Below are 18,876 nucleotides of genomic sequence, written 5' to 3' on the forward strand. Positions count from 1 at the left end.
AAACACCCCGACGATAGGACATGATGCCTGAAAATCGGGGTGTACTTGAACGTTTCTTATGAAGGATTTAACTCATTTTCCAGCATACTCATCGCCACCTTCTCACTGGTGATTGGCAGGCTGCGCACATTGACTTTAGTTGCATGATACACGGCATTTGCTATGGCAGGTGAAGGCGTATTAATGACAATTTCTCCAATGGATTTCGCTCCAAAAGGTCCTGAAGGTTCATAGCTGCTCTCAAATTCCACACGTATATTCCCCACATCTAATCTGGACGGAATCTTGTACTTCATGAAAGAGTCCTGTATGAGTCTGCCCTTCTTGTCATAAGTAACATCCTCGTATAAGGCCATCCCTATGCCCTGGACAATGCCCCCTTCTACCTGGATTCTAGCGAGGTTCGGATTGATTGGAGTGCCGCAGTCCACCACCGCCACATAGTCAATCAAATCAATTTGACCCGTTTGTGTATCCACTTCAATTTCTACAAGACCAGCCATGAAAGGTGGAGGACTGGTAGCTGAAAAGTGAGACTCACTGGCAGTCAGGTACTGATTAGTTCCTACCAAGGAACTGTTCCCAATATCAAGTAACGAAACTTCTTTGATGTGTTCTCGTGAGAATACCTTTTCTCCATCAAATTCAACTTCTTCCACAGGCAGATCCAGAAGTCTTGCCCCCTCTTGAAGAATTTTAACCCGTAGTTTCTCGCAGGTCTTCACCACAGCCATACCGGTGATATAGGTGGTACTAGACGCATAGGACCCTGTATCATAGGGTGAGAGATCTGTATCTACGCCATGAACCACGACATTGTCTACGTCGCAATCCAATGATTCCGCTGCCATTTGGGCTAAGATCGTGTCACAACCAGTCCCCATATCTGACGCGCCAATCAATAGCGTATAGAAACCATCATCGTTAAGCCTGATCTCCACAGCGCCCACATCCACATTGGAGATGCCCGACCCCTGCATGGCCACAGCGCAGCCTACGCTTCGCACTTTATTATCGCCCATATCTCTAGCCGGGAATTTATTATCCCAGTCGATCATCTCTTTTGCTTTCGTGAGGCAGTTGTCCAGGTGACAGCTCCCTAGAATTTCATTGTAGTAGGTAGGCATCGTGTTTCCGACCTGATTTTTATCCAGCATATTCTTCATCCGAAGAACAGTCGGGTCCATATTCATCTTGGCAGCCAGTTCATTGACTGCTGATTCCAGCGCAAAGAACCCCTGGGTTGCACCATATCCTCTGAAAGCTCCTCCTGCCATGGTATTCGTATATACCACATCATAGTCAAATCTCGAAGCTTTGATTTTATTATATATCGTCATAGCCTTATGACCTGATAGCCCTACCGTGGTGGGGCCATGGTCTCCGTATGCACCCGCATTCCACAGAGAATGCATATGAATAACTTTAATATTCCCTTCCTCATCTGCGCCTAAGCGAACAGTAATCTCACTCTCATGGCGAGGTCGTCCACAAGTCATGCTTTCTTCTCTGGTGAAGATGAGCTTAGCAGGTTTTCCTGTGACCTTGGTCACAAGAGCAGGATAAATCTCACTGACTATAGTCTGTTTCGCTCCAAATCCTCCACCGATTCTCGGCTTGATGACTCTAATATTGGATTTAGGAATTTCAAGCGCCGTAGATAGAATTCTTCTTACATGAAAGGGAACCTGCGTTGACGTTGTCACCACAAGTCTACCGTAAGGATCCATACTGGTGTGTGTTCTAAAGGTCTCCATCATAGCCTGGTTATTCGACAGTGTATGATATTTCTCCGATACCACATAGGCACTGTCTGCCAGTTCCTTCTCCACATCCCCCAGTACTGCTGAATTCGTTGCACAAATATTTCTCTTTGGGTCAGCACCTACATCCACCAAAGAGCGGAAATCTTCTTCTGGATGAACGATAATATCACTATCTATGGCTGTTCTGAAATCAAGCAAAGGAGTAAGCACTTCATACTCTACTTGAATCAGCGCCATGGCTTCAGCAACGGATTTTTCATCCCATCCAGCGATGATCGCTACCGGGTCTCCCACACTACGAATCAGAGGATCTAAAATGAGCCTGTCATAAGGACTCAGTTCAGGATAACTCTGTCCCGCAGTGGTAAATCTTGTTTTTGGTGCTTCTTCATGGGTTAAGATGCATTCGATTCCGTCTACTTTCATCGCCTCTTCTTTAGAAACACTTAAGACTCTCGCATGAGCATGGGGACTTCTCAGAAGCTTTACTGTAAGAAAATGTTCTGGTGTAATATCATCCGTAAAAACCGGTTTACCAGTAATTAGTGGAATCGCATCTTTCTTGCGTATACTCTTATTTACGGTCTTCATGATTTACCTCCTCAGCGGACTCCAGATAGCTACGAATCGCTCTCATATGCCCCATATATCCTGTACAACGACAAAGATTGCCAGAGAGGTAATTCCTGATTTCTTCATCATTTGGACTGTTCAGCTCGTTTTTCATGGCATACATATTCATAATCAATCCTGGGCTGCAGAAACCACACTGTTCTGCTCCCTCATCTGCTATGAAACCCCCGATTTGCACCGCTTCCTTTTGAATCCCCTCCAGGGTGATTACATGTTTTCCATCAGCTCGTGCCACAAGTGTAGAGCAGGAAAGGACGGGTTTTCCTTCAAGCGGTACGGTGCATAATCCACAGTTGGAGGTTTCGCATCCTCTTTTTACACTGAAGTTACCTTTAGATCGAACAAAATCAATGAGCAGCGTATCTGGTGCCACCTCTCCATGAAATTCTTTTCCATTGATCCACATATTAATTTCCATGATAACCTCCTGAAATCTTCTCTACATTTCTTTTTGTCAGCACTTTTGCAAGCATGCTTCGGTACTCCTGACTGCCTAAGTAATTAGTACCAAAGGTCATCTCTTCCATCATCTTGTTTAACATCTCTTCCATCTCTTGTTCAGGAAGATGAGCTCCGCCCATAAAATCCATTCTCTTCGCAACTCCCGGCCTTGCACCCAGTACAACCGACCATAATCCGTCGTTGTAGGAGACCGCACTTGCTAGAATCGGAAAATCTGTCGCACTTTTTCTCACAGTTTCATAAGCCGCTTTTCGACCGTCCTTTTTGATGATAATTCGGACCAGGACATCTTTGATCGGTTTCATTTCCAAGTAGTCTTTCAGCGGTAGCCTACCTTCATGAGCAAACTCCAGCTCAGTGTTTAAGGCAAGCAATGATGTGATCACATCGGAGAATCCCAGCTTTGAGGCCACAGACCCACCCATGGTAGCACCGTTTCGAAACTGAACGCCCACGATTCCTTGTACTGCCTTGGCGAGATAACCGTCAAAATAACTGTTCAATCCTTCATGGACTTCCACCTCTCTTAAAGAAGTCATGGCTCCAATGGTAAAGGACTTTTCATCTTCATCAATACGATCTATAGACAGAGCTGAAAGATCGATGGCATTTTCAATCTTTCTGTTCCCCATTTTCAGCCACATGATTCCACCTAAAATCACACTGCCTCTTTCTTGTATTAGTTTATAGGCTTCATCTAGGCTTTTTACCATAATATGATTTTTTATCGTAAACATAGTTTCTCTTCCTTTCTTCCCGGTTTTCGCTAATCCGCTTGTAATCTTAACTTCTAACAACACCTGCAATGCTGATTTCTTCTCAACTAGTCTTTTTTATCAACCAGCAGTCTTCCCTGAGAAGACGCAATCAGTTCCACTTCTCCATAGACCTGTCTCATCTTTTCTTCTATGGACTCTTTCTGCTCCCTATGAACATTGATCGTGGACACCACCTGCCCCTCTTTGAACAAACAGATACGATCTGCATAGCGTAAAGCTAAATTGGGATCATGGATCACTAGAAGGGATATGCAATTTCGCTTTCTGGTTTCCGTCAGGACCAGCTCCATCATCTCATGGCGAACCATGAAATCCAGTGTACTCTCTGGTTCATCTAATAGAAGCACGGGCGTTTCTCTAATGAGAGAACGAATCAGTCTCACCTTTTGCTTTTCTCCTTCACTTAATGATGTGAAGTCCCTGTGAATGTACTCCAGCAGACCGAAATCATCCAACTCCCTGCGAACTCGATCTTTCATCTTCTTACTGTAGTTTTCAAAAATCCCCATATCCGGATTAAATCCCATGAGAATAATATCCTCCACAGAGGTGGGATAAGTCACCCTGAAGGTCTGAGGCATAAAGCTGATATACTTCGCCATTTCCTTCGTGGTTTTCAGACTTAAATCCATATCCCCCAATGACTTTTTCCCTTCTGATTTCAGAAGAGACATCATCCCTTTCACCAAGGTGCTTTTACCCGACCCGTTCTTCCCCACTAAAGCCACCAGTTCACCAGGGTCAAGATCCATATTGATTTTTTTTGTTTGCCAGTGGTCATATCCGCATTGAAAATTCTCTAAGCTCAGCTTCCTCATAATTTCCCCTTCCCTCTCATCAGCATGATCAGTATGGGTGCCCCAATAAGAGATGTAAGAATACTGACGGGGATCTCCGCGTAGGTTAAGGTTCTCGCTAGAACATCCGATACCAATAGAAGATTCCCGCCAATGAGTCCTGCGATGATCCAGGTGATCCGGTTGTTGGTTTTAAGAATCAGCCTCGCCAGGTGTGGTGCAACCAGGCCGATGAAGGAAATGATTCCAGTAATGGAGATTAAGGATGCCACCACCAGTGCAGATAAAAACAATATCAAAGGCCGGATTATTTTCAGGTTTACACCCAGAGCTTCCGCTTCTCCATCAGACAAGGATAAGATTCCTACTTGTCTTCCTAGGAAGAGAAGCAGGATTAACGCCGGGAGACTTCCAAGTAGGCCAAGATACACTTTTTCCAAGGTGACTGCCCCAAGGCCTCCCATAAGCCAGAATTCAATGGAAGACAGCTGATTTTCAGGGTCTGCCATGAGTTTCATCAGCATGAGAACGGACTGGGCGAGTGCATTCACCGCCACTCCCGCCACCACAAAGGAGGCCAGCTGGCGGCTGAATCTGCCTCGAGTAAGATATACTGCCAGGCTAATGGCCAAAAGAGCGCCTACTAAAGCACCGGAGGTCACTGTAAGAAAGCCCCCACCACCTAAAATGATTCCTAACGCTGCTCCCGCACCGGCTCCACTAGAGACCCCCATAATATCAGGAGAAGCCAGTGGATTTTTAAAGATCGTCTGCATCAAAGCACCCACCAAAGATAGGGCAAACCCTGCATAGAGCGCCATAAGGGTTCTGGGCAGTCTTAACTGATAAAACACTTTGTAGTCCAGAGGATCCGTTATCTTTCCTGAGATCATGCGCGTCAAAGACACGTCATACTTGCCTACTTCCAGAGAAAGAAACAGGAGGGAAACCGTGCAAACAAGAAGAAAAAACACAGTATTGTTAAGCTTTTTCCCCATGGTCATTTCCCTCCTCATACTTTCAGTTGCTTCTCATCTAGTTTAACGCTTCCGTAAAGGTAAACCCGTAGAACTTTTCATAATACGACACCACATCCGCCTTGAACTCTTCCGCATCATATTCCTCTTCATAAAGATAGGAGGATATGGCCAAAACCCCAAGAGCACTTGCAGGGACGGGTGAATCCCAAGACTCGATGTTTGACGGAAGTCTATAGACTTTCTTTTCTTTTATTGCACTAAGGTCAGAAAGAACAGAATCGTTTAACACATCCTCCACCGTATAGCTCGCATCAGATGCAATGATAATATAATCTGGCTGCCAGGATAGAATCTGCTCATAAGATACTTCAGACCAGTAACTGTCTTCCAGCTCCTTTGCTACATTTAGTGCTCCAGCTTCTTCAATCAAGGAAGACTGATGCATTTTTCCACCCGCTGTGGTCAACAGACTGCTATTTCCACCAAAGTAAACCGTAACCTTTTCTTCTTCACTCCCTTTACCTGCTAACGCTTTCGCCTTTGCAAGGAGCTCCTTGTTATAAGAAATGATTTCTTTCGCCCTGTCTGAAGTTCCAGTTACTTCACCCAGCATGAGCAGCACTTCTTCCATCTCAGTAAAGCTTTCCGGATTAACGCCTAAGGCTTTCACTCCTAGACCCTCCATTGTCTCCACTATGTCTTTCAGACGAACAGGAACCACCAGCATTTCCGGGTTCAGCGCCAAAGCGCCTTCCAGGTTAAACTCTTTCGCCGTTCCCACATTTGGCACGTCTAAAAGTTCTGGAGCAGCCAGAGAATACAAAGGTCTGTTCTCAGCCTTTGCTTCAATTCCGACCATCTTATCTGTAAGACCTAGCGCCATAAGCATGCTTGAAGTTATATAGTACCCACTGACTAATCTCTCAGGTGTTTTTTCAAAAACCACTTCTCGGTCTAAATGATCCGTGACTTTAACGCCTTCAGCTTCATCAGGTGTCTCTACGACGGGTGTCTCTACTTCGGGCGTTTCTATCTCCTTTGGTTGACATGCACCTAAAGTGATTCCCATGACACTTACGAGTAGCACTGAAACCATGGTTTTTATTCTTTTGTTCATTCTTATAATTCCTCTTTTCTTCATCACTTAACCACCGCTAAACGAATTATTGATTTCTTTTGTTAGATTATGGTCCGATACATCTATTTGATTGAAAGTCACATAGAAATTTGTATGTCTTTAATGTTAATAATACAGACATTTTTTCAATTATTCAAGATAACGTACGTATTATCGCGAACGTCAAACAATCACTTTATGAGCTGTTTCAAGTTTCGTATTCCGTATCTGATCACACTCCAGTATGCTGATTTAAGCATCACTTTCTGCTTTCTATGGAATACAGCCTCTTCTAAAGCGCAGCATACTGTCTTAAATAGGATGGACAAAGTCATTCAGAACGACTTTGTCCTTTGTTCATCCACTCATTCATAAATCGTTACTTGCAGATTACAGTCTTTCTCATTCATCTGCAGTCTATAATAAATGGAATAGAGCCTCAGACTATTTCCTGACAGATTTTATATATTGGAAAGTCATTACTATTGATAGCTTTCTTCGCTAATTACAACTCAACTGCTTTTTATGAGTTCTTGTTCATCCAAACTCTCTCGTTCCTTCTGCTCCTCTTCCAGTGACTTTTTAGGAATCACAACATTCAGGAAAAGAGCCATTAGCGTTGCAATGACCACAGGGGATCTTCCAAAGACCATCATGAACCAGTCCGGAAAGTTTGCAAGCGCTGCTGGTACTTGAGTTATGCCCATTCCCAAAGCAACGGAAAGTCCAACTATGGACATGTTTCGATTAGACATTTCCTCTTGTGTGATAAGTTTTATTCCCGTCATGGTAATCATTCCAAAAACTGAAATTGTTGCTCCACCAAGAACTGCGTATGGAATAGTTGTCATAAAAGCACCAAACTTCGGAATGAGTCCAGCAACGATAACTATACTAGCTGCAATGGCAAAGACTCTTCTAGCCACAACCTTTGTGCTTGCAACGATACCGACATTCTGACTGTACGTTGCCGTAGGTAGAGCTCCGATCATCGAGGCGATGGCACTTGAAAGCCCATAGGATTTGATTCCCCCAGCAAGCTCTGCATCGGTTACTTCTCTGTTGAACCCACCCACAGTAGTGGAGGAAAAGTCCCCTACAGATTGAATCGCATTCACAACATACATGACAACCATGGAAATTGCCGCTGTAGGATAAAACTCTATGCCGAAATGAAACGGTTTGGGTAGTGCAACCCAATCAGCAGAAGCCAGTGGCGTGAAATCCACCATACCTAAAGGTAAAGCCAACAGATACCCCGCAAGAATTCCGACAAGAATTGAAGCCAGCTTAAAGATCCCTTTACCATAATTGTTACAGATAAGAACAGTTGCTAAAACAATAATGGCTACCAGCCAGTTTAACAGTGAACCATACGTGGGTGAACCAATGCCACCCGCCATATAGTTTACTCCAATCGGGTACAAGGAAAGCCCAATGGTAAGTACCACCGTTCCTGCCACGATAGGTGGAAAGTATTTTCTAATAGGCTTAATGAAAAACCCCATAATAACAGCTGCAAGTGATCCGATGAGCTGAGCACCAAAAATCGCCGCGATGCCATATTCTGATCCTATGGCTAAAAGCACTGGAATATACGAAAAAGATATCCCCATGATGACTGGAAGCCTGGCACCAATCTGCTTAAAAGCAAAAAGCTGCATGAACGTTGCGATTCCTGCAATAAGTAACCCTGTCTGGACCAGAAGAGTTCTTTCATCCATGGTCATTCCTGTGGCTGCTGCAACCATAATCGATGGAGTGACATTACCGACAATCATGGCAAGAACATGCTGAATTCCCAGTGGAATTGACTTGGCCAAACTAGGTTTTCCTTCATAATCAAACAAAGATGTATTTCCGGCTACATTTTTCTTCATTATCACACTTCCCCCGTTAATATATTGAACAATTATCAAGCTCTATGAATCATAATTTTACAGAATATGATCATCCGACAAAATGAGCTTCTGACCTTCATTTCTTCAATTCACTCATTTATACCAGTCCTTAGCAGACAGATTTCAAAATAGTCATCAACCCGATAAATTGAACGATGTTCTATTTATAACACTTATTGTTCGTTCTTGTCAATATTTTTTCACTCTCATAACTTATATCATTCGTTATTTTTAGCGTGCCCTAGCGAATACGTTCATTCTGGATCCTATTCATGAACACGCCGAATACAAATTCTCTCGTGAATGAATCCTGCTGATACATCTGACAGAAAACTTTTGGCGTTTCAATCATATTGCTCCATGCATGGATAAATTCGGAACCTTAGAGCCACCAGTACTGATTAATTTAGATGTACTCAGCCTAGTCCCAGATTAGATTTTCTGCAATAAATCTCCATAGCAGACTCACCGATAGAATAGATATGGTGAACCATGCCAGAAGTAGCGTCATAATCATTGTATTGTATAATTAAAGAATGATGATTAATGTATTGGAGGAGATAGAAATGAAGCGTATTTTGGATGAGGCACTTATTTATGAAATACTGTCAGTGGTTGAAGAGATTCCTGAAGGAAAAGTCGCTACCTACGGCCAGATTGCCAGATTAATCGGTAGAGAGAAAAACGCTAGACTTGTAGGAAAAGTATTGAGCATGTCGGAATTCTACGGCAGCTATCCCTGCCACAGAGTGGTCAACCATAATGGAAGACTGGCTCCAAGTTGGGCTGAGCAAAAGCTTCTTCTGGAAGAAGAGGAGGTGCCCATGAAGGATGATACTCATGTGGACCTTGCACTGTGCCGCTGGGACTGCTGATTCAATCGCAGCGCAAATGACTGGAAAACTTTTTCAGAATTTCAGTCGAAGCATCCTGTCCAAAGCTCTTCCAATTACAATGAACAGGACCCATGGAAGAAGAATGACCGGGTGAAAGAATACATAACCAGTGGAGACGTTGTATTGTTCTGGTGTATACCAGTTGTAGTTCCATGGATGAATATCCAAGGAATGAAAAAACGCTCCCCAGCTGTACTCTGTAGACGCACCAATCTTGATCCGTGTATATGATATACTACATATAGAAATACATCGCTTACTATGGAGGTTGAAAATGGAGAAAAAACTGAAACTGAATGATGGTACAGTAATGCCCATACTGGGCCAAGGCGCCTGGTACATGGGCGAGAACCCCAGTCGTCGCCAGGAAGAAATCGATGCACTGCGTCTAGGGGTCCAAAGCGGCATGACCCTTATTGACACGGCAGAAATGTATGGAGAAGGACTGTCAGAGATTCTTGTTGGAGAAGCCATCAAAGAATTCAGACGAGAAGATCTCTTTCTCGTATCCAAAGTCTATCCGCACAATGCAGGTCGAAAAAACATCTTTCACTCCCTGAAAAAGAGTCTGGAAAGACTCGATACGCTATACCTGGATCTTTACCTCCTCCATTGGCGGGGAAGCGTACCTCTGTCGGAAACCGTCGACTGCATGGAAGAGCTGAAAGCGGAAGGACTCATAAAAAACTGGGGTGTCTCGAATTTTGATACAGCGGATATGAAGGAGCTCCTCTCCCTTCCCCATGGAGACCAGTGCAGAGTGAATCAGGTGCTGTACAATCTGGGCTCACGAGGCGTGGAATATGATCTGCTTCCCTATATGCGATCCAAGGGTATTGCTCTCATGGCCTATTGCCCCTTAGCCCATGATGACAGAACCAGAAGAACAATCACAAATGAACCTGAAATCAGGAGTCTCTCTGAAAGACTGGACATCACGCCAGAACAGCTGATGCTCTCCTTTCTGCTGGCACAGGAGCATGTCTGTGCCATTCCAAAGGCTTCCTCCCCGCAGCATGTTAGAGAAAATGCGGTTGCACTAAAGATTGAATTAGGTGAAGCGGACCTGAGACTTCTGGATTCCAGCTTTCCTGCTCCGACCAGAAAGGTCTTTCTGGACATGCTCTAACCATCAATACCTGTACAGGATAATTGAAAACGACGAAAGAACCGGAAACTGCAAGGAACTCCTACTGCAGTTTCCGGTTCTTTTCACTTTACTAACTGATTGGCACTGTCCTATTTCCTGCCTGCACAGACCCCTTGCAGAGAGAAGGGCTTCCACTTCATCTGGCGAAGGATCCTTTCAATAGGGCATGGGGCAAGGCAAAAACCATGAAGACAGGCTGCACAAGAAGCATGCTGATCTCATAAAACAGAGTGCTGTTCTCGTATGCATGGCCCTTCACTCTTCTTAGTAAAGCACTTAATGGAATCCCGGAGATATTCCCCATCATCATCACTGTGATTGCAGCTTTCATGATGCGGGCTTTCTCCGCTCCATACTCCCTTTCTAACCGCTCATAGGTTTCAGGGTCAGGATTACCCATGGTGTCTGCCACATGCTGGGCATAGAGGATGCCGATGGCTTCCTCCTCTTTCACAAAGGCTTCCGAACCAGACAGAAAAGAGCTGATTTCCTCTCGGGTGAAACCTTCCTTCAGCGCCATCTGGGTATGGGCATAAGAACAGACTTCGCACCCATTGACTTCCGTTGTTGCCAGCATGAGCTTTTCGATAAACTTCTGATCCACGATCTTCTTCCTTCTGTTCTTTGAAAGCTTCGGAATGGAAAGATATCCATTCACAAAAGCCCCATAAAGCTGCCCCATGGTATATTTCTTTTTCAGCTGATTTCCAAACATTTTTCTCCCTCTATTTCCTCTTCTACTTCATAATGATTCTTTCTCCATTATCGCATAGTAGCAGTTCAATCGAAACTCACGAAAGAGATACTGTCTGCTGTGGAGAATCCCAGCCATTTCCTGCATGAAGCACCTCATTTTTATGATCAAGTTGCCTCTAGGCCCCTTGCTGCTCTGCATGTTTTATCATAGAGATCTCTGAATATATTGTCCGGATCTGTTTTCTTCTTCACTGCCTCATAATGGTCCTTGTTGAAGATCTGCCAGAACTCATCTTCCGTATATAGATTCGTGGAAATGAGTGTTTTGATGGCTCCGATCTCTTTCAGCTCCTTTTCAATGAGATTGTAATAATACTCCGGATTCTCTCTGCGCAGCCCGTATAAAGCGATATCAAGAAAGAGTTCATCCTGCACATCTTTCAGAAAGTCCTCTGCAATCCATTCATATCGATGCACCACCTTATAGGGAACACACCATAGAGGAAAATGATTCACTTCCTTTATGTACCATTCCATGAAATCCTCCATTCTGGAAAAAGGAATGAACGTATCCACAGTGACCGGAATCTGTTTGTCTGACAGGATTTTTCTGAAGATCGAAGCCGCTCTTAAGGTGACATTGGAACTGGTGATTCTTCCGAAAAACAGCCTGAAAACAAAGGACTTCGGATAAACATTTGTGACCCCATTGTTGTATCTGAAAAAATAATCCGGCGTGGTAAGGTAATCTTCTGTCCGCTCTCTTGTGCTTATATAATAGATTCTGGTCCAGTCGTAATTATGGGTATAGGGCGCATCATCCACAAATCTTCCTTCACTGATCACATATTCTACAGGAGAATGGATGATGCCATCCATGAAATCAAGATCCTTCTTTTCATAATGCTCCCATATGGCTGCTTTATAGTCTTCCAGACTTTTGTATTTCTGATATGTTACTTTGACATATTTCTTGGCAGGCAGCACGCTGAATGTCAGCTTTGTTATGATGCCTAAGGTGCCGAATGTTCCGTGCATCATCTGGAAAATCAGATTGTTCTCGTTCTCCGGTGTACAGACCAGTACATCTCCCTTGGCAGTGACCACTTCGTACTCCAGGCAGCTGTCATGAAATCCACCATACTTGTATGACATGGACTCAATGGAGCAGCCTGCTACGGCACCTCCGATGGTGATGGTCTTCAGTTCAGAAACCACCTGAGGCACCAGGTTATACTCCATGAGGGCATCGACGAGTTTTTCAAAAGTTACGCCTGGCTCCGCTGTGCAGATTCTCTTCTCCGGATCGATTTCCAGTATTTCATCAAAATCGCTGATATCCAGTTTTTCGTCTGTATATTTCTTGTCTGCTGGTTTGGGCACCACATGGGAGACCGTTCTCTTTTTCAGCGTAAGAGGCTTTTTCCCCTCTCTTATCTTCAGCTGCTCAGTAATTCTCTTCAGCTTCTTTTCATGTACGTTCATTTTTAAATCAGCTCCTGACCACATACCATCATGGTGATATCACTTCACAGCCTCGCTTCCACGTCTATCTTCTCTTATATTCTAGCACTTCCTCCTCATACATTACAGCTCTTCAGTGTTCTCCACATTCATCATGGTGCTGGTGCTCCCGGCATACAGAACCAGTTGATTTCAGCTTTCCCGTGAGATAGTCAAGGGCAGCGGATTGCACATTTCCTTTTGCGCCGACAATCACTTCAATATTCTTTTCATTGAAAATATCAATGGCACCACCACCCATACCACCAGATATGATGACATGAGCACCCAGATCATACAGAAAATTAGGCAGAAATCCTGGTCTATGGCCTGGATAGGGTATGGACTCTCTTTTCGTGATCTGATCAGACTCCGTTTCAAAGATAGTAAAGTTCTGGCAATGTCCGAAATGCTCTGCAACTACTTCATTTTCACTGGCTACTGCTATTTTAATCATATTGTTCTTCCTCCAATTTTTCTTCTGACAGCTCTCCTGCCAGAAACATCTATTCCCGTCTTTGTTCTCTATTCTGAACTACTCAAAAAGTATTTTCATAGTCTCTGCATAAACCTCTTGTACCGCGTTGCCAGAAGGGCATAAAACCTCAGCAATGCTCTTCCCGCTGTTGATGGCTCTTACTGCTTCCAGATCGTATGGTATGACGCCTGCAAAGGAAAGATTGTTTTCTCTGCAGAACCGCTGAATTCTTTCGGAATTTACAGCGTTTGTATCATACTTATTGATGCATACAGCGGTTTTCGTTCCAAATGACACTGCCGTTTTGACGATTCTTTCCAGATCGCTGATTCCTGAAATGGAAGGTTCCGCAACAATCAGAACCATATCCACTCCGCTGATGGAGGCGATCACGGGACATCCTATGCCAGGTGACCCGTCAATCACCGCCAGTTCAGCTTTACCTGCCGCAGACTTCATCTGTTTCTTTACTTCGCTCACAAGCATACCGGAAGTTCCGCTGCCCATTTTCAGCTGCGCTGTGGAGAAGATCGCATTTTGGTTCTGATAAAGCTTCATTTCTCCATCCACTGCGGGTTTTAATGTGATCGCTTCAGCCGGACACACCAGAGCGCATACCCCGCATCCTTCACATACGAAGGGATTGACTTCATACGTCTTATCATAGGATATGGCATCAAACCTGCAGCTTCTGCTGCATAGACCACATCCTACGCAAAGGTCCTGATGAATTTCCGCTTTCGGCAGTCCATAATAGTCCTTTATCTCAGGAAGTACACTCTGCTCCGTAATGAGATGAAGATTCGGTGCATCCACATCACAGTCCGCGTAAGCCTGTGCTTCTGATAGTTTGATGAATGCACTGGCTACAGTCGTTTTTCCTGTTCCCCCTTTACCGCTAAGAATGAGTAGCTGCTTCATACTGCACCTCCCCCTTCACCGTTTCCAGCAGTTCTGAAAACAGATGGTGATACTTCTCATCTTTTCTTACGGCGACTTCCGCATTGGAATTCAGAAGTCCAAGCTGCTTGTCGAAGGGAATTCTGCCAAGCACCTTGATGTCATGATCCTTGCAGAACTTCTCTGCAGGATTCTCATCCTCCAGACATTTATTCAGTACTGCTCCAAAAGGTTTATGAAACAGTTTGACCAGATCATACACCATATTAAGATTATGCACTCCGAAGACTGTGGGTTCTGCCACAAGAATGCAGTAATCCGCTTCTCTGATGCTTTCCATGACCATACAGGAGCTGCCCGGAGGACAGTCTATGATGCTGAGTTCATCGGCCTTTACCTCACTTGTTTCCAGAAGTCTTTTGATGATGGGTACACCTGATGCTTCTCCTACATTCAGCATTCCTGAATGCACACTGACGTTATCAGATATTCCTCTACTGATCCTCCCGACAATCTTGTTTCTTTCTGTCAGTGCCTGATGAGGACAGACCATGACGCATCCCCCGCAGGAATGACATACATCGTCAAAAACAATCAGCCTGTCCTTCACATAGGCAAGGGCATTGAATCTGCAGAATTCTGTGCATTTTCTGCATCCATCGCATAATGCGGGATCCACTTGAGGGATGCTCACAAAGACGTCTTCCTCCCGAATGCCTTCAGGTTTGAAAAACAGATGTCCATTGGGTTCTTCCACATCACAGTCCACATAGGACGCATCTGCCGCTGCAGCCAGGTTCACGGATACCATGGTTTTTCCTGTGCCGCCTTTTCCGCTTAGTACTGCAATTCTCATTCTAGTTTTCTCCATGCCCATGAAATCCAGGATGTGTTTCATGCAGTGGTGACAGCTCTTCTTCTAAAAATGCGGAAATGTTATCTGATACAGATGCTGAGCGTGTCTGATAGATTGCAACATCGGATGAGGTAAGCACATCCGCCGCATTTTCTCCGCATCTTGGTGTAAGAAGAACGTGCGCTTTCTGGTCCACAATAGACTGAGCCGCTTTTATTCCCGCACCACCGGTACTCTCTACTGCACTGTTTTCAATGAATTCACTTTGTTTTGTCTCTGTATCATACATCAGGAAATAGGGTGTACGTCCAAAGGATGAACATACCCCTGTATCCGCATTTTTTTCATCAACTGGAATTGCAATTTTCATTAAGAAACCTCCATTATTATCTTACTTTCATTTTTCATTGTTTCTGTTCCCGATGGATTCTATTTTATCCATCACCTACTGCTCTAACTGTTTCTGCTCCTACTTCATTACAAAGCGCATACAGAGCATTCCTGATCCATAAGAAAGTCAGACCATTTCTCAGATTCTGAGACAATAATCCTGCTTTTATCTGTTCTCTGTATGGATCTGACCTCTATTGGATCGATTTCCTCTGCCATGCCCATGGCCGAATCCTTTTTTCCGTGCAAGTCCCTGTCTGGGTCCTCCTTCTTTTTTATCGGCGTTGATCCCAGTGCAGATGCCTAAACCTCTACCTTCTACTGAACCATCCCCCATGGGGCCTGTTCCATCTCTATTTGCCATGTTCTTCTCCTCCCTTTAGTTTATGACATATGTCATTTACTCTATCATTATACACCTTTTATGACATATGTCATTTACTTTTTTCATTTTTCCTGATTCTTTTCACAGATGCACTGGCGTCACCTTTCCGATTTCTGGAGCGAATGCTTCCATATCTTTTCTCTTCCAACGCAAAACAGAAAGCCCCTAGCATATCCTTTGATTGATATACCAAGGGCCTACCTTATTCTGAATTCTACGCATGACAGGTGGTCTTATTAATTCGATCAAAGGAGCGCTACTGCTCCTGTCTTCCCTTCCAGAATATAATTGAACGGGAGTGAAAACTGCAGATATCTGAAAAGCCATTTTCCGTTCTCTTTCACAAGTACGGCTTCAAATCTGAACGGCCATTTATACTCTTCTCCTCTGGCATTCTCTTTGAGCATCTCTGCTATACTCCTACGGATACGAAACAGTTTATCCTTATCGTCCATCTGAGAACTTTCGGTTTTTTTGATGAACGCTACCAGATGTTCCAGTGCTTCGCTTTCAGTGATCACTTTTCTGAAAACACCATGGGTGGCAATCCAGATGGCATCATGGGAAGAATTGACCAGACAGTTGTCATGATTGAGTTCAAATCCCTCAAAGCAGCTTCTATGTTTTCTGATCATAGAGTCTATTCCTTCTGGATCCATATATTGAGACTGATCTGTATCAATCACGAGCAGATCCTCTGAACTGAAATACTTCTCTCTTATAGTGCTTGGATCAGTCTCTTTATCCAAATAATCTTCTCCGAAATCATGAATGACGGATTGTATGTCCTTTTCATCCATCGATGCATTATGCTCAGCATATTTCTCCAGTTTCCTCGTTTCCTGATCAAAAATCTTCTGATCATACCCATATTCATCAAGCCGTACATCAGGAAGATGACCGACTACTGGTAGTGAAAACTGCAGCTGCCTGATTTTCCAGACACCCTTATTCTGTGTCAAGATGAAAGAGATCCGCAGATCCCATAAATAGTCTCGCACCTTGTCTTCCCACTGGCTCAATATATGAGCCAATGCCCAGTTGATGTCTGTGACCTTCATCCAATCCGGCCTTTTACTATCCAGAGATACTCCGTCAAAGCATTCTCTGATATAACCCAGGTATCCCGAATAGGCATCCTTGTCACTGGAAAAGGAATACTTCACAGAACCGGTTGTGTAGACGATGGCAGTCTCTCCAAATATAATCATCTCTGCTTCATCGGCATTCATCCTCATGTCACCCCAATACTTCCAGTCACTGATGAATAGTTCTTTCACCTCATCAAAGCCCATACACCATTCACCGCTGCTTGTGCCGATCAGTACGATGTTTTCATTCTGATCAAATAATTTTTCCATGAAGGAATCTGCCTTACTGATGTCCCTCTGTATGTATCCTTCCTGAAAATAATCCAGCAGTTCTCTGATTTCATGCCTGATCTGATTGTTCATATGTCTCACCTCTTTTCTTTTTCTTCACTTATTTACCCTTGCAGTTTCATCTCTCCGTATATCTGTTATGTCAAGATAATGATTACGTTTTCATGGTAACTTAGTATATTTATGATGTCAATATAGTGCTTTTTATGCAGCAACAATCCAGTTACAATCAGGCAAAGAGAAAAAAATCTATTAAGCCATATGTTCAATCGAAAACATATGGCTTAATAGATTCCTCATAATAAGCTTTGTGATTTATATTGATATCAAAGTCGCCAGATTCATTCTTCTAGTGCCACGCTGGTTATTTCACTCTTTTCAGCCATCATAAATAATACGACTATCTGCCCAAATGGTACAAATAAAAATAACTGCCACCAGACACTGCGACCGATATCATTCAATCTCCGGGACCCTACAGCAAGAAATGGCACCAGGAATATGATTGCAACTATTTGATTGAGCTGTTCATGAATAATGGTTGCTATAGCCAATACAAGAACCATAAATAGAAAAAACCACCAATATTCATAGCGAGTTGCTTTACCGGAAAAGTTGGCATACTCCATAAAGCTCTTTTTGATGGACTCAACCGGTGTTTGTGGTTTCAGCTTCTTCTGCAAGATCAGTTCACTTGGATCAGCACTCAAAGCTTCTGCAATCAGTCTAAGCGACTCAGCTGATATATTACTTCCATTTTCAATTCGTTGTATTGTACGAAGACTTAATCCACTTCTTTCGCTCAGTTGCTCTTGTGACCAGCTCTTATCTAGCCTTAAGGCTTTAATCTTATTCGAATCAGTTTTCATAACTTCACTCATCCTCGTTTTCATGTAATTTGAACATAGTATAGATGAAATGACCTGTAATGTCTACGACAGCAGGACGTCAGTTACCCGCAAATGGGTCTTAAAATGAAAAAAGACCGCATAAAGCGGTCAGTTTAACTGGTGGAGATGAGGGGAATGATTTTCAGCATTTTCAACCATTTCATCACGATAAAAAATAACCTTCTAAGCGTTGATATAACTCAATTCTATTGAATAACGTTATTTCTTGTTAAAACAATGTAGACGTCAAAATAGACGTCAATAGACATCAATATAGACGTCAAAACCAACTGAATATTTCCCACGGGCATTTATTATTTTGAGCTTTCAGGCTCTTTTTTATTTTACCATAATAATTATATATTAACACTGTTACCCATACCCCTACAAGGCTCTATTTCGCTTTGTAAGAGCTTTTATCTTATTATGGATATTTACCCATACAAGCTATATAAAACCGTACACGCTTAGAGATTGAAGCAGAAACCACATGATGAACACATTCTATCTATCAGACATTATAATCACTGTACCAGGTGTAATTCACTGTCCGTATTTATGTACGCAATCTATGATAGTGCAGCTCTTAGGTATCGGCAATTTTGGGGAACCCCTGACCAGGTGAATCACCGACTCAGGACTTTTACTCATTTTTGAGTGAAAGTATCTGATCAGTTTTGAGCGTGTACTTACTATCTTGAACCTTCTCTTATTTGAGATAGTTCAATTTTCTGCCACATCCGGCAGAACTTTATCACGATTTTGTTAGAAAGACTTTTCCACTTTTTTGTCGGAAAGTATGCTGTTAGTCTTTTTTGACTAATAGCTTTGCTTTCCAATCCTGGAATGCAATCTTGAATCTTCTTGTACTTTCTTATGGTCTCGTCTGAAACCCCTGCAATCTTCCCTAGTTCC

General features: G+C 43.4%; 18 protein-coding genes. 2 read left to right on the top strand and 16 right to left on the bottom strand.

Annotated elements, in window-relative coordinates; genetic code table 11:
- Positions 1-56 precede the first annotated feature (56 nt).
- From ACHAL6_RS00305 to ACHAL6_RS00335, 7 genes are all read right to left on the bottom strand, one after another.
- Positions 57-2,357: a xanthine dehydrogenase family protein molybdopterin-binding subunit gene (locus tag ACHAL6_RS00305; protein ID WP_395268105.1), complete on the bottom strand. Its 2,301-nt coding sequence runs from the start codon at positions 2,355-2,357 to the stop codon at positions 57-59.
- Positions 2,341-2,817 carry a (2Fe-2S)-binding protein gene (locus ACHAL6_RS00310; RefSeq protein ID WP_395268106.1) on the bottom strand — a complete coding sequence of 159 codons (477 nt, stop codon included), beginning with the start codon at positions 2,815-2,817 and terminating at the stop codon, positions 2,341-2,343. Before ACHAL6_RS00310 ends, ACHAL6_RS00305 begins: the two co-directional genes overlap by 17 nt.
- Positions 2,807-3,598 carry an FAD binding domain-containing protein gene (locus tag ACHAL6_RS00315; RefSeq protein ID WP_395268107.1) on the bottom strand — a complete coding sequence of 264 codons (792 nt, stop codon included), beginning with the start codon at positions 3,596-3,598 and terminating at the stop codon, positions 2,807-2,809. The genes ACHAL6_RS00310 and ACHAL6_RS00315 overlap by 11 nt, the downstream gene beginning before the upstream one ends.
- Positions 3,599-3,684: 86 nt before the next feature.
- Positions 3,685-4,458, bottom strand: a complete 774-nt coding sequence (locus ACHAL6_RS00320) for an ABC transporter ATP-binding protein (RefSeq protein ID WP_395268108.1) — start codon at positions 4,456-4,458, stop codon at positions 3,685-3,687.
- The gene (locus ACHAL6_RS00325) at positions 4,455-5,435 is read right to left on the bottom strand and encodes a FecCD family ABC transporter permease (RefSeq protein WP_395268109.1); all 981 of its coding nucleotides are present in this window, start codon (positions 5,433-5,435) and stop codon (positions 4,455-4,457) included. Before ACHAL6_RS00325 ends, ACHAL6_RS00320 begins: the two co-directional genes overlap by 4 nt.
- Positions 5,436-5,472: 37 nt before the next feature.
- Positions 5,473-6,534, bottom strand: coding sequence for an ABC transporter substrate-binding protein (locus tag ACHAL6_RS00330; protein ID WP_395268110.1), 1,062 nt, complete (start codon positions 6,532-6,534; stop codon positions 5,473-5,475).
- 512 nt (positions 6,535-7,046) lie between these two features.
- Complete coding sequence (locus ACHAL6_RS00335) at positions 7,047-8,414, bottom strand: uracil-xanthine permease family protein (protein WP_395268111.1); 1,368 nt, start codon at positions 8,412-8,414, stop codon at positions 7,047-7,049.
- A 587-nt stretch (positions 8,415-9,001) separates the two neighbouring features.
- On the opposite strand from ACHAL6_RS00335, the gene ACHAL6_RS00340 reads away from it, so the two are divergent.
- Together ACHAL6_RS00340 and ACHAL6_RS00345 are read left to right on the top strand one after the other, a co-directional pair.
- Positions 9,002-9,310: an MGMT family protein gene (locus tag ACHAL6_RS00340; RefSeq protein ID WP_395268112.1), complete on the top strand. Its 309-nt coding sequence runs from the start codon at positions 9,002-9,004 to the stop codon at positions 9,308-9,310.
- Positions 9,311-9,605: 295 nt separating this feature from the next.
- A complete protein-coding gene (locus ACHAL6_RS00345; protein ID WP_395268113.1) occupies positions 9,606-10,460 on the top strand; it encodes an aldo/keto reductase in 855 nt (284 codons plus the stop codon).
- Positions 10,461-10,617: 157 nt separating this feature from the next.
- On the opposite strand, the gene ACHAL6_RS00350 is transcribed toward ACHAL6_RS00345, so the two are convergent.
- From ACHAL6_RS00350 to ACHAL6_RS00390, 9 genes are all read right to left on the bottom strand, one after another.
- Positions 10,618-11,196 carry a carboxymuconolactone decarboxylase family protein gene (locus ACHAL6_RS00350; protein WP_395268114.1) on the bottom strand — a complete coding sequence of 193 codons (579 nt, stop codon included), beginning with the start codon at positions 11,194-11,196 and terminating at the stop codon, positions 10,618-10,620.
- Between the two features lie 146 nt (positions 11,197-11,342).
- Complete coding sequence (locus tag ACHAL6_RS00355) at positions 11,343-12,662, bottom strand: FAD-binding oxidoreductase (protein WP_395268115.1); 1,320 nt, start codon at positions 12,660-12,662, stop codon at positions 11,343-11,345.
- A gap of 112 nt (positions 12,663-12,774) precedes the next feature.
- A complete protein-coding gene (locus tag ACHAL6_RS00360; RefSeq protein WP_395268116.1) occupies positions 12,775-13,137 on the bottom strand; it encodes a NifB/NifX family molybdenum-iron cluster-binding protein in 363 nt (120 codons plus the stop codon).
- A 78-nt stretch (positions 13,138-13,215) separates the two neighbouring features.
- Positions 13,216-14,079 carry an ATP-binding protein gene (locus ACHAL6_RS00365; RefSeq protein ID WP_395268117.1) on the bottom strand — a complete coding sequence of 288 codons (864 nt, stop codon included), beginning with the start codon at positions 14,077-14,079 and terminating at the stop codon, positions 13,216-13,218.
- Positions 14,057-14,914 (bottom strand): 4Fe-4S binding protein, encoded by an 858-nt coding sequence (locus ACHAL6_RS00370; RefSeq protein ID WP_395268119.1) that lies wholly within the window; start codon positions 14,912-14,914, stop codon positions 14,057-14,059. The genes ACHAL6_RS00365 and ACHAL6_RS00370 overlap by 23 nt, the downstream gene beginning before the upstream one ends.
- Before the next feature lies 1 nt (position 14,915).
- The gene (locus ACHAL6_RS00375; protein WP_395268120.1) at positions 14,916-15,284 is read right to left on the bottom strand and encodes a NifB/NifX family molybdenum-iron cluster-binding protein; all 369 of its coding nucleotides are present in this window, start codon (positions 15,282-15,284) and stop codon (positions 14,916-14,918) included.
- Positions 15,285-15,470: 186 nt separating this feature from the next.
- Positions 15,471-15,668: a DUF5320 domain-containing protein gene (locus ACHAL6_RS00380; protein ID WP_395268122.1), complete on the bottom strand. Its 198-nt coding sequence runs from the start codon at positions 15,666-15,668 to the stop codon at positions 15,471-15,473.
- Between the two features lie 266 nt (positions 15,669-15,934).
- Positions 15,935-17,143: a hypothetical protein gene (locus ACHAL6_RS00385; protein WP_395268123.1), complete on the bottom strand. Its 1,209-nt coding sequence runs from the start codon at positions 17,141-17,143 to the stop codon at positions 15,935-15,937.
- 269 nt (positions 17,144-17,412) lie between these two features.
- Positions 17,413-17,952, bottom strand: coding sequence for a DUF805 domain-containing protein (locus ACHAL6_RS00390; protein WP_395268124.1), 540 nt, complete (start codon positions 17,950-17,952; stop codon positions 17,413-17,415).
- Between the last annotated feature and the right edge of the window lie 924 nt (positions 17,953-18,876).

Origin of the sequence: Proteiniclasticum sp. C24MP, from assembly GCF_043951855.1 — a bacterium.
Lineage (GTDB): Bacteria > Bacillota > Clostridia > Clostridiales > Clostridiaceae > Proteiniclasticum.

Excerpts from the sequence above, each read along its gene's own strand:
- ACHAL6_RS00365 (WP_395268117.1), bottom strand. The coding sequence starts at position 14,079 with ATGAAGCAGCTACTCATTCTTAGCGGTAAAGGGGGAACAGGAAAAACG.
- ACHAL6_RS00310 (WP_395268106.1), bottom strand. The coding sequence starts at position 2,817 with ATGGAAATTAATATGTGGATCAATGGAAAAGAATTTCATGGAGAGGTG.
- ACHAL6_RS00325 (WP_395268109.1), bottom strand. The coding sequence starts at position 5,435 with ATGGGGAAAAAGCTTAACAATACTGTGTTTTTTCTTCTTGTTTGCACG.
- ACHAL6_RS00370 (WP_395268119.1), bottom strand. The coding sequence starts at position 14,914 with ATGAGAATTGCAGTACTAAGCGGAAAAGGCGGCACAGGAAAAACCATG.
- ACHAL6_RS00335 (WP_395268111.1), bottom strand. The coding sequence starts at position 8,414 with ATGAAGAAAAATGTAGCCGGAAATACATCTTTGTTTGATTATGAAGGA.
- ACHAL6_RS00320 (WP_395268108.1), bottom strand. The coding sequence starts at position 4,458 with ATGAGGAAGCTGAGCTTAGAGAATTTTCAATGCGGATATGACCACTGG.
- ACHAL6_RS00385 (WP_395268123.1), bottom strand. The coding sequence starts at position 17,143 with ATGAACAATCAGATCAGGCATGAAATCAGAGAACTGCTGGATTATTTT.
- ACHAL6_RS00375 (WP_395268120.1), bottom strand. The coding sequence starts at position 15,284 with ATGAAAATTGCAATTCCAGTTGATGAAAAAAATGCGGATACAGGGGTA.
- ACHAL6_RS00350 (WP_395268114.1), bottom strand. The coding sequence starts at position 11,196 with ATGTTTGGAAATCAGCTGAAAAAGAAATATACCATGGGGCAGCTTTAT.
- ACHAL6_RS00340 (WP_395268112.1), top strand. The coding sequence starts at position 9,002 with ATGAAGCGTATTTTGGATGAGGCACTTATTTATGAAATACTGTCAGTG.
- ACHAL6_RS00355 (WP_395268115.1), bottom strand. The coding sequence starts at position 12,662 with ATGAACGTACATGAAAAGAAGCTGAAGAGAATTACTGAGCAGCTGAAG.
- ACHAL6_RS00345 (WP_395268113.1), top strand. The coding sequence starts at position 9,606 with ATGGAGAAAAAACTGAAACTGAATGATGGTACAGTAATGCCCATACTG.
- ACHAL6_RS00330 (WP_395268110.1), bottom strand. The coding sequence starts at position 6,534 with ATGAACAAAAGAATAAAAACCATGGTTTCAGTGCTACTCGTAAGTGTC.
- ACHAL6_RS00305 (WP_395268105.1), bottom strand. The coding sequence starts at position 2,357 with ATGAAGACCGTAAATAAGAGTATACGCAAGAAAGATGCGATTCCACTA.
- ACHAL6_RS00315 (WP_395268107.1), bottom strand. The coding sequence starts at position 3,598 with ATGTTTACGATAAAAAATCATATTATGGTAAAAAGCCTAGATGAAGCC.
- ACHAL6_RS00380 (WP_395268122.1), bottom strand. The coding sequence starts at position 15,668 with ATGGCAAATAGAGATGGAACAGGCCCCATGGGGGATGGTTCAGTAGAA.
- ACHAL6_RS00390 (WP_395268124.1), bottom strand. The coding sequence starts at position 17,952 with ATGAGTGAAGTTATGAAAACTGATTCGAATAAGATTAAAGCCTTAAGG.
- ACHAL6_RS00360 (WP_395268116.1), bottom strand. The coding sequence starts at position 13,137 with ATGATTAAAATAGCAGTAGCCAGTGAAAATGAAGTAGTTGCAGAGCAT.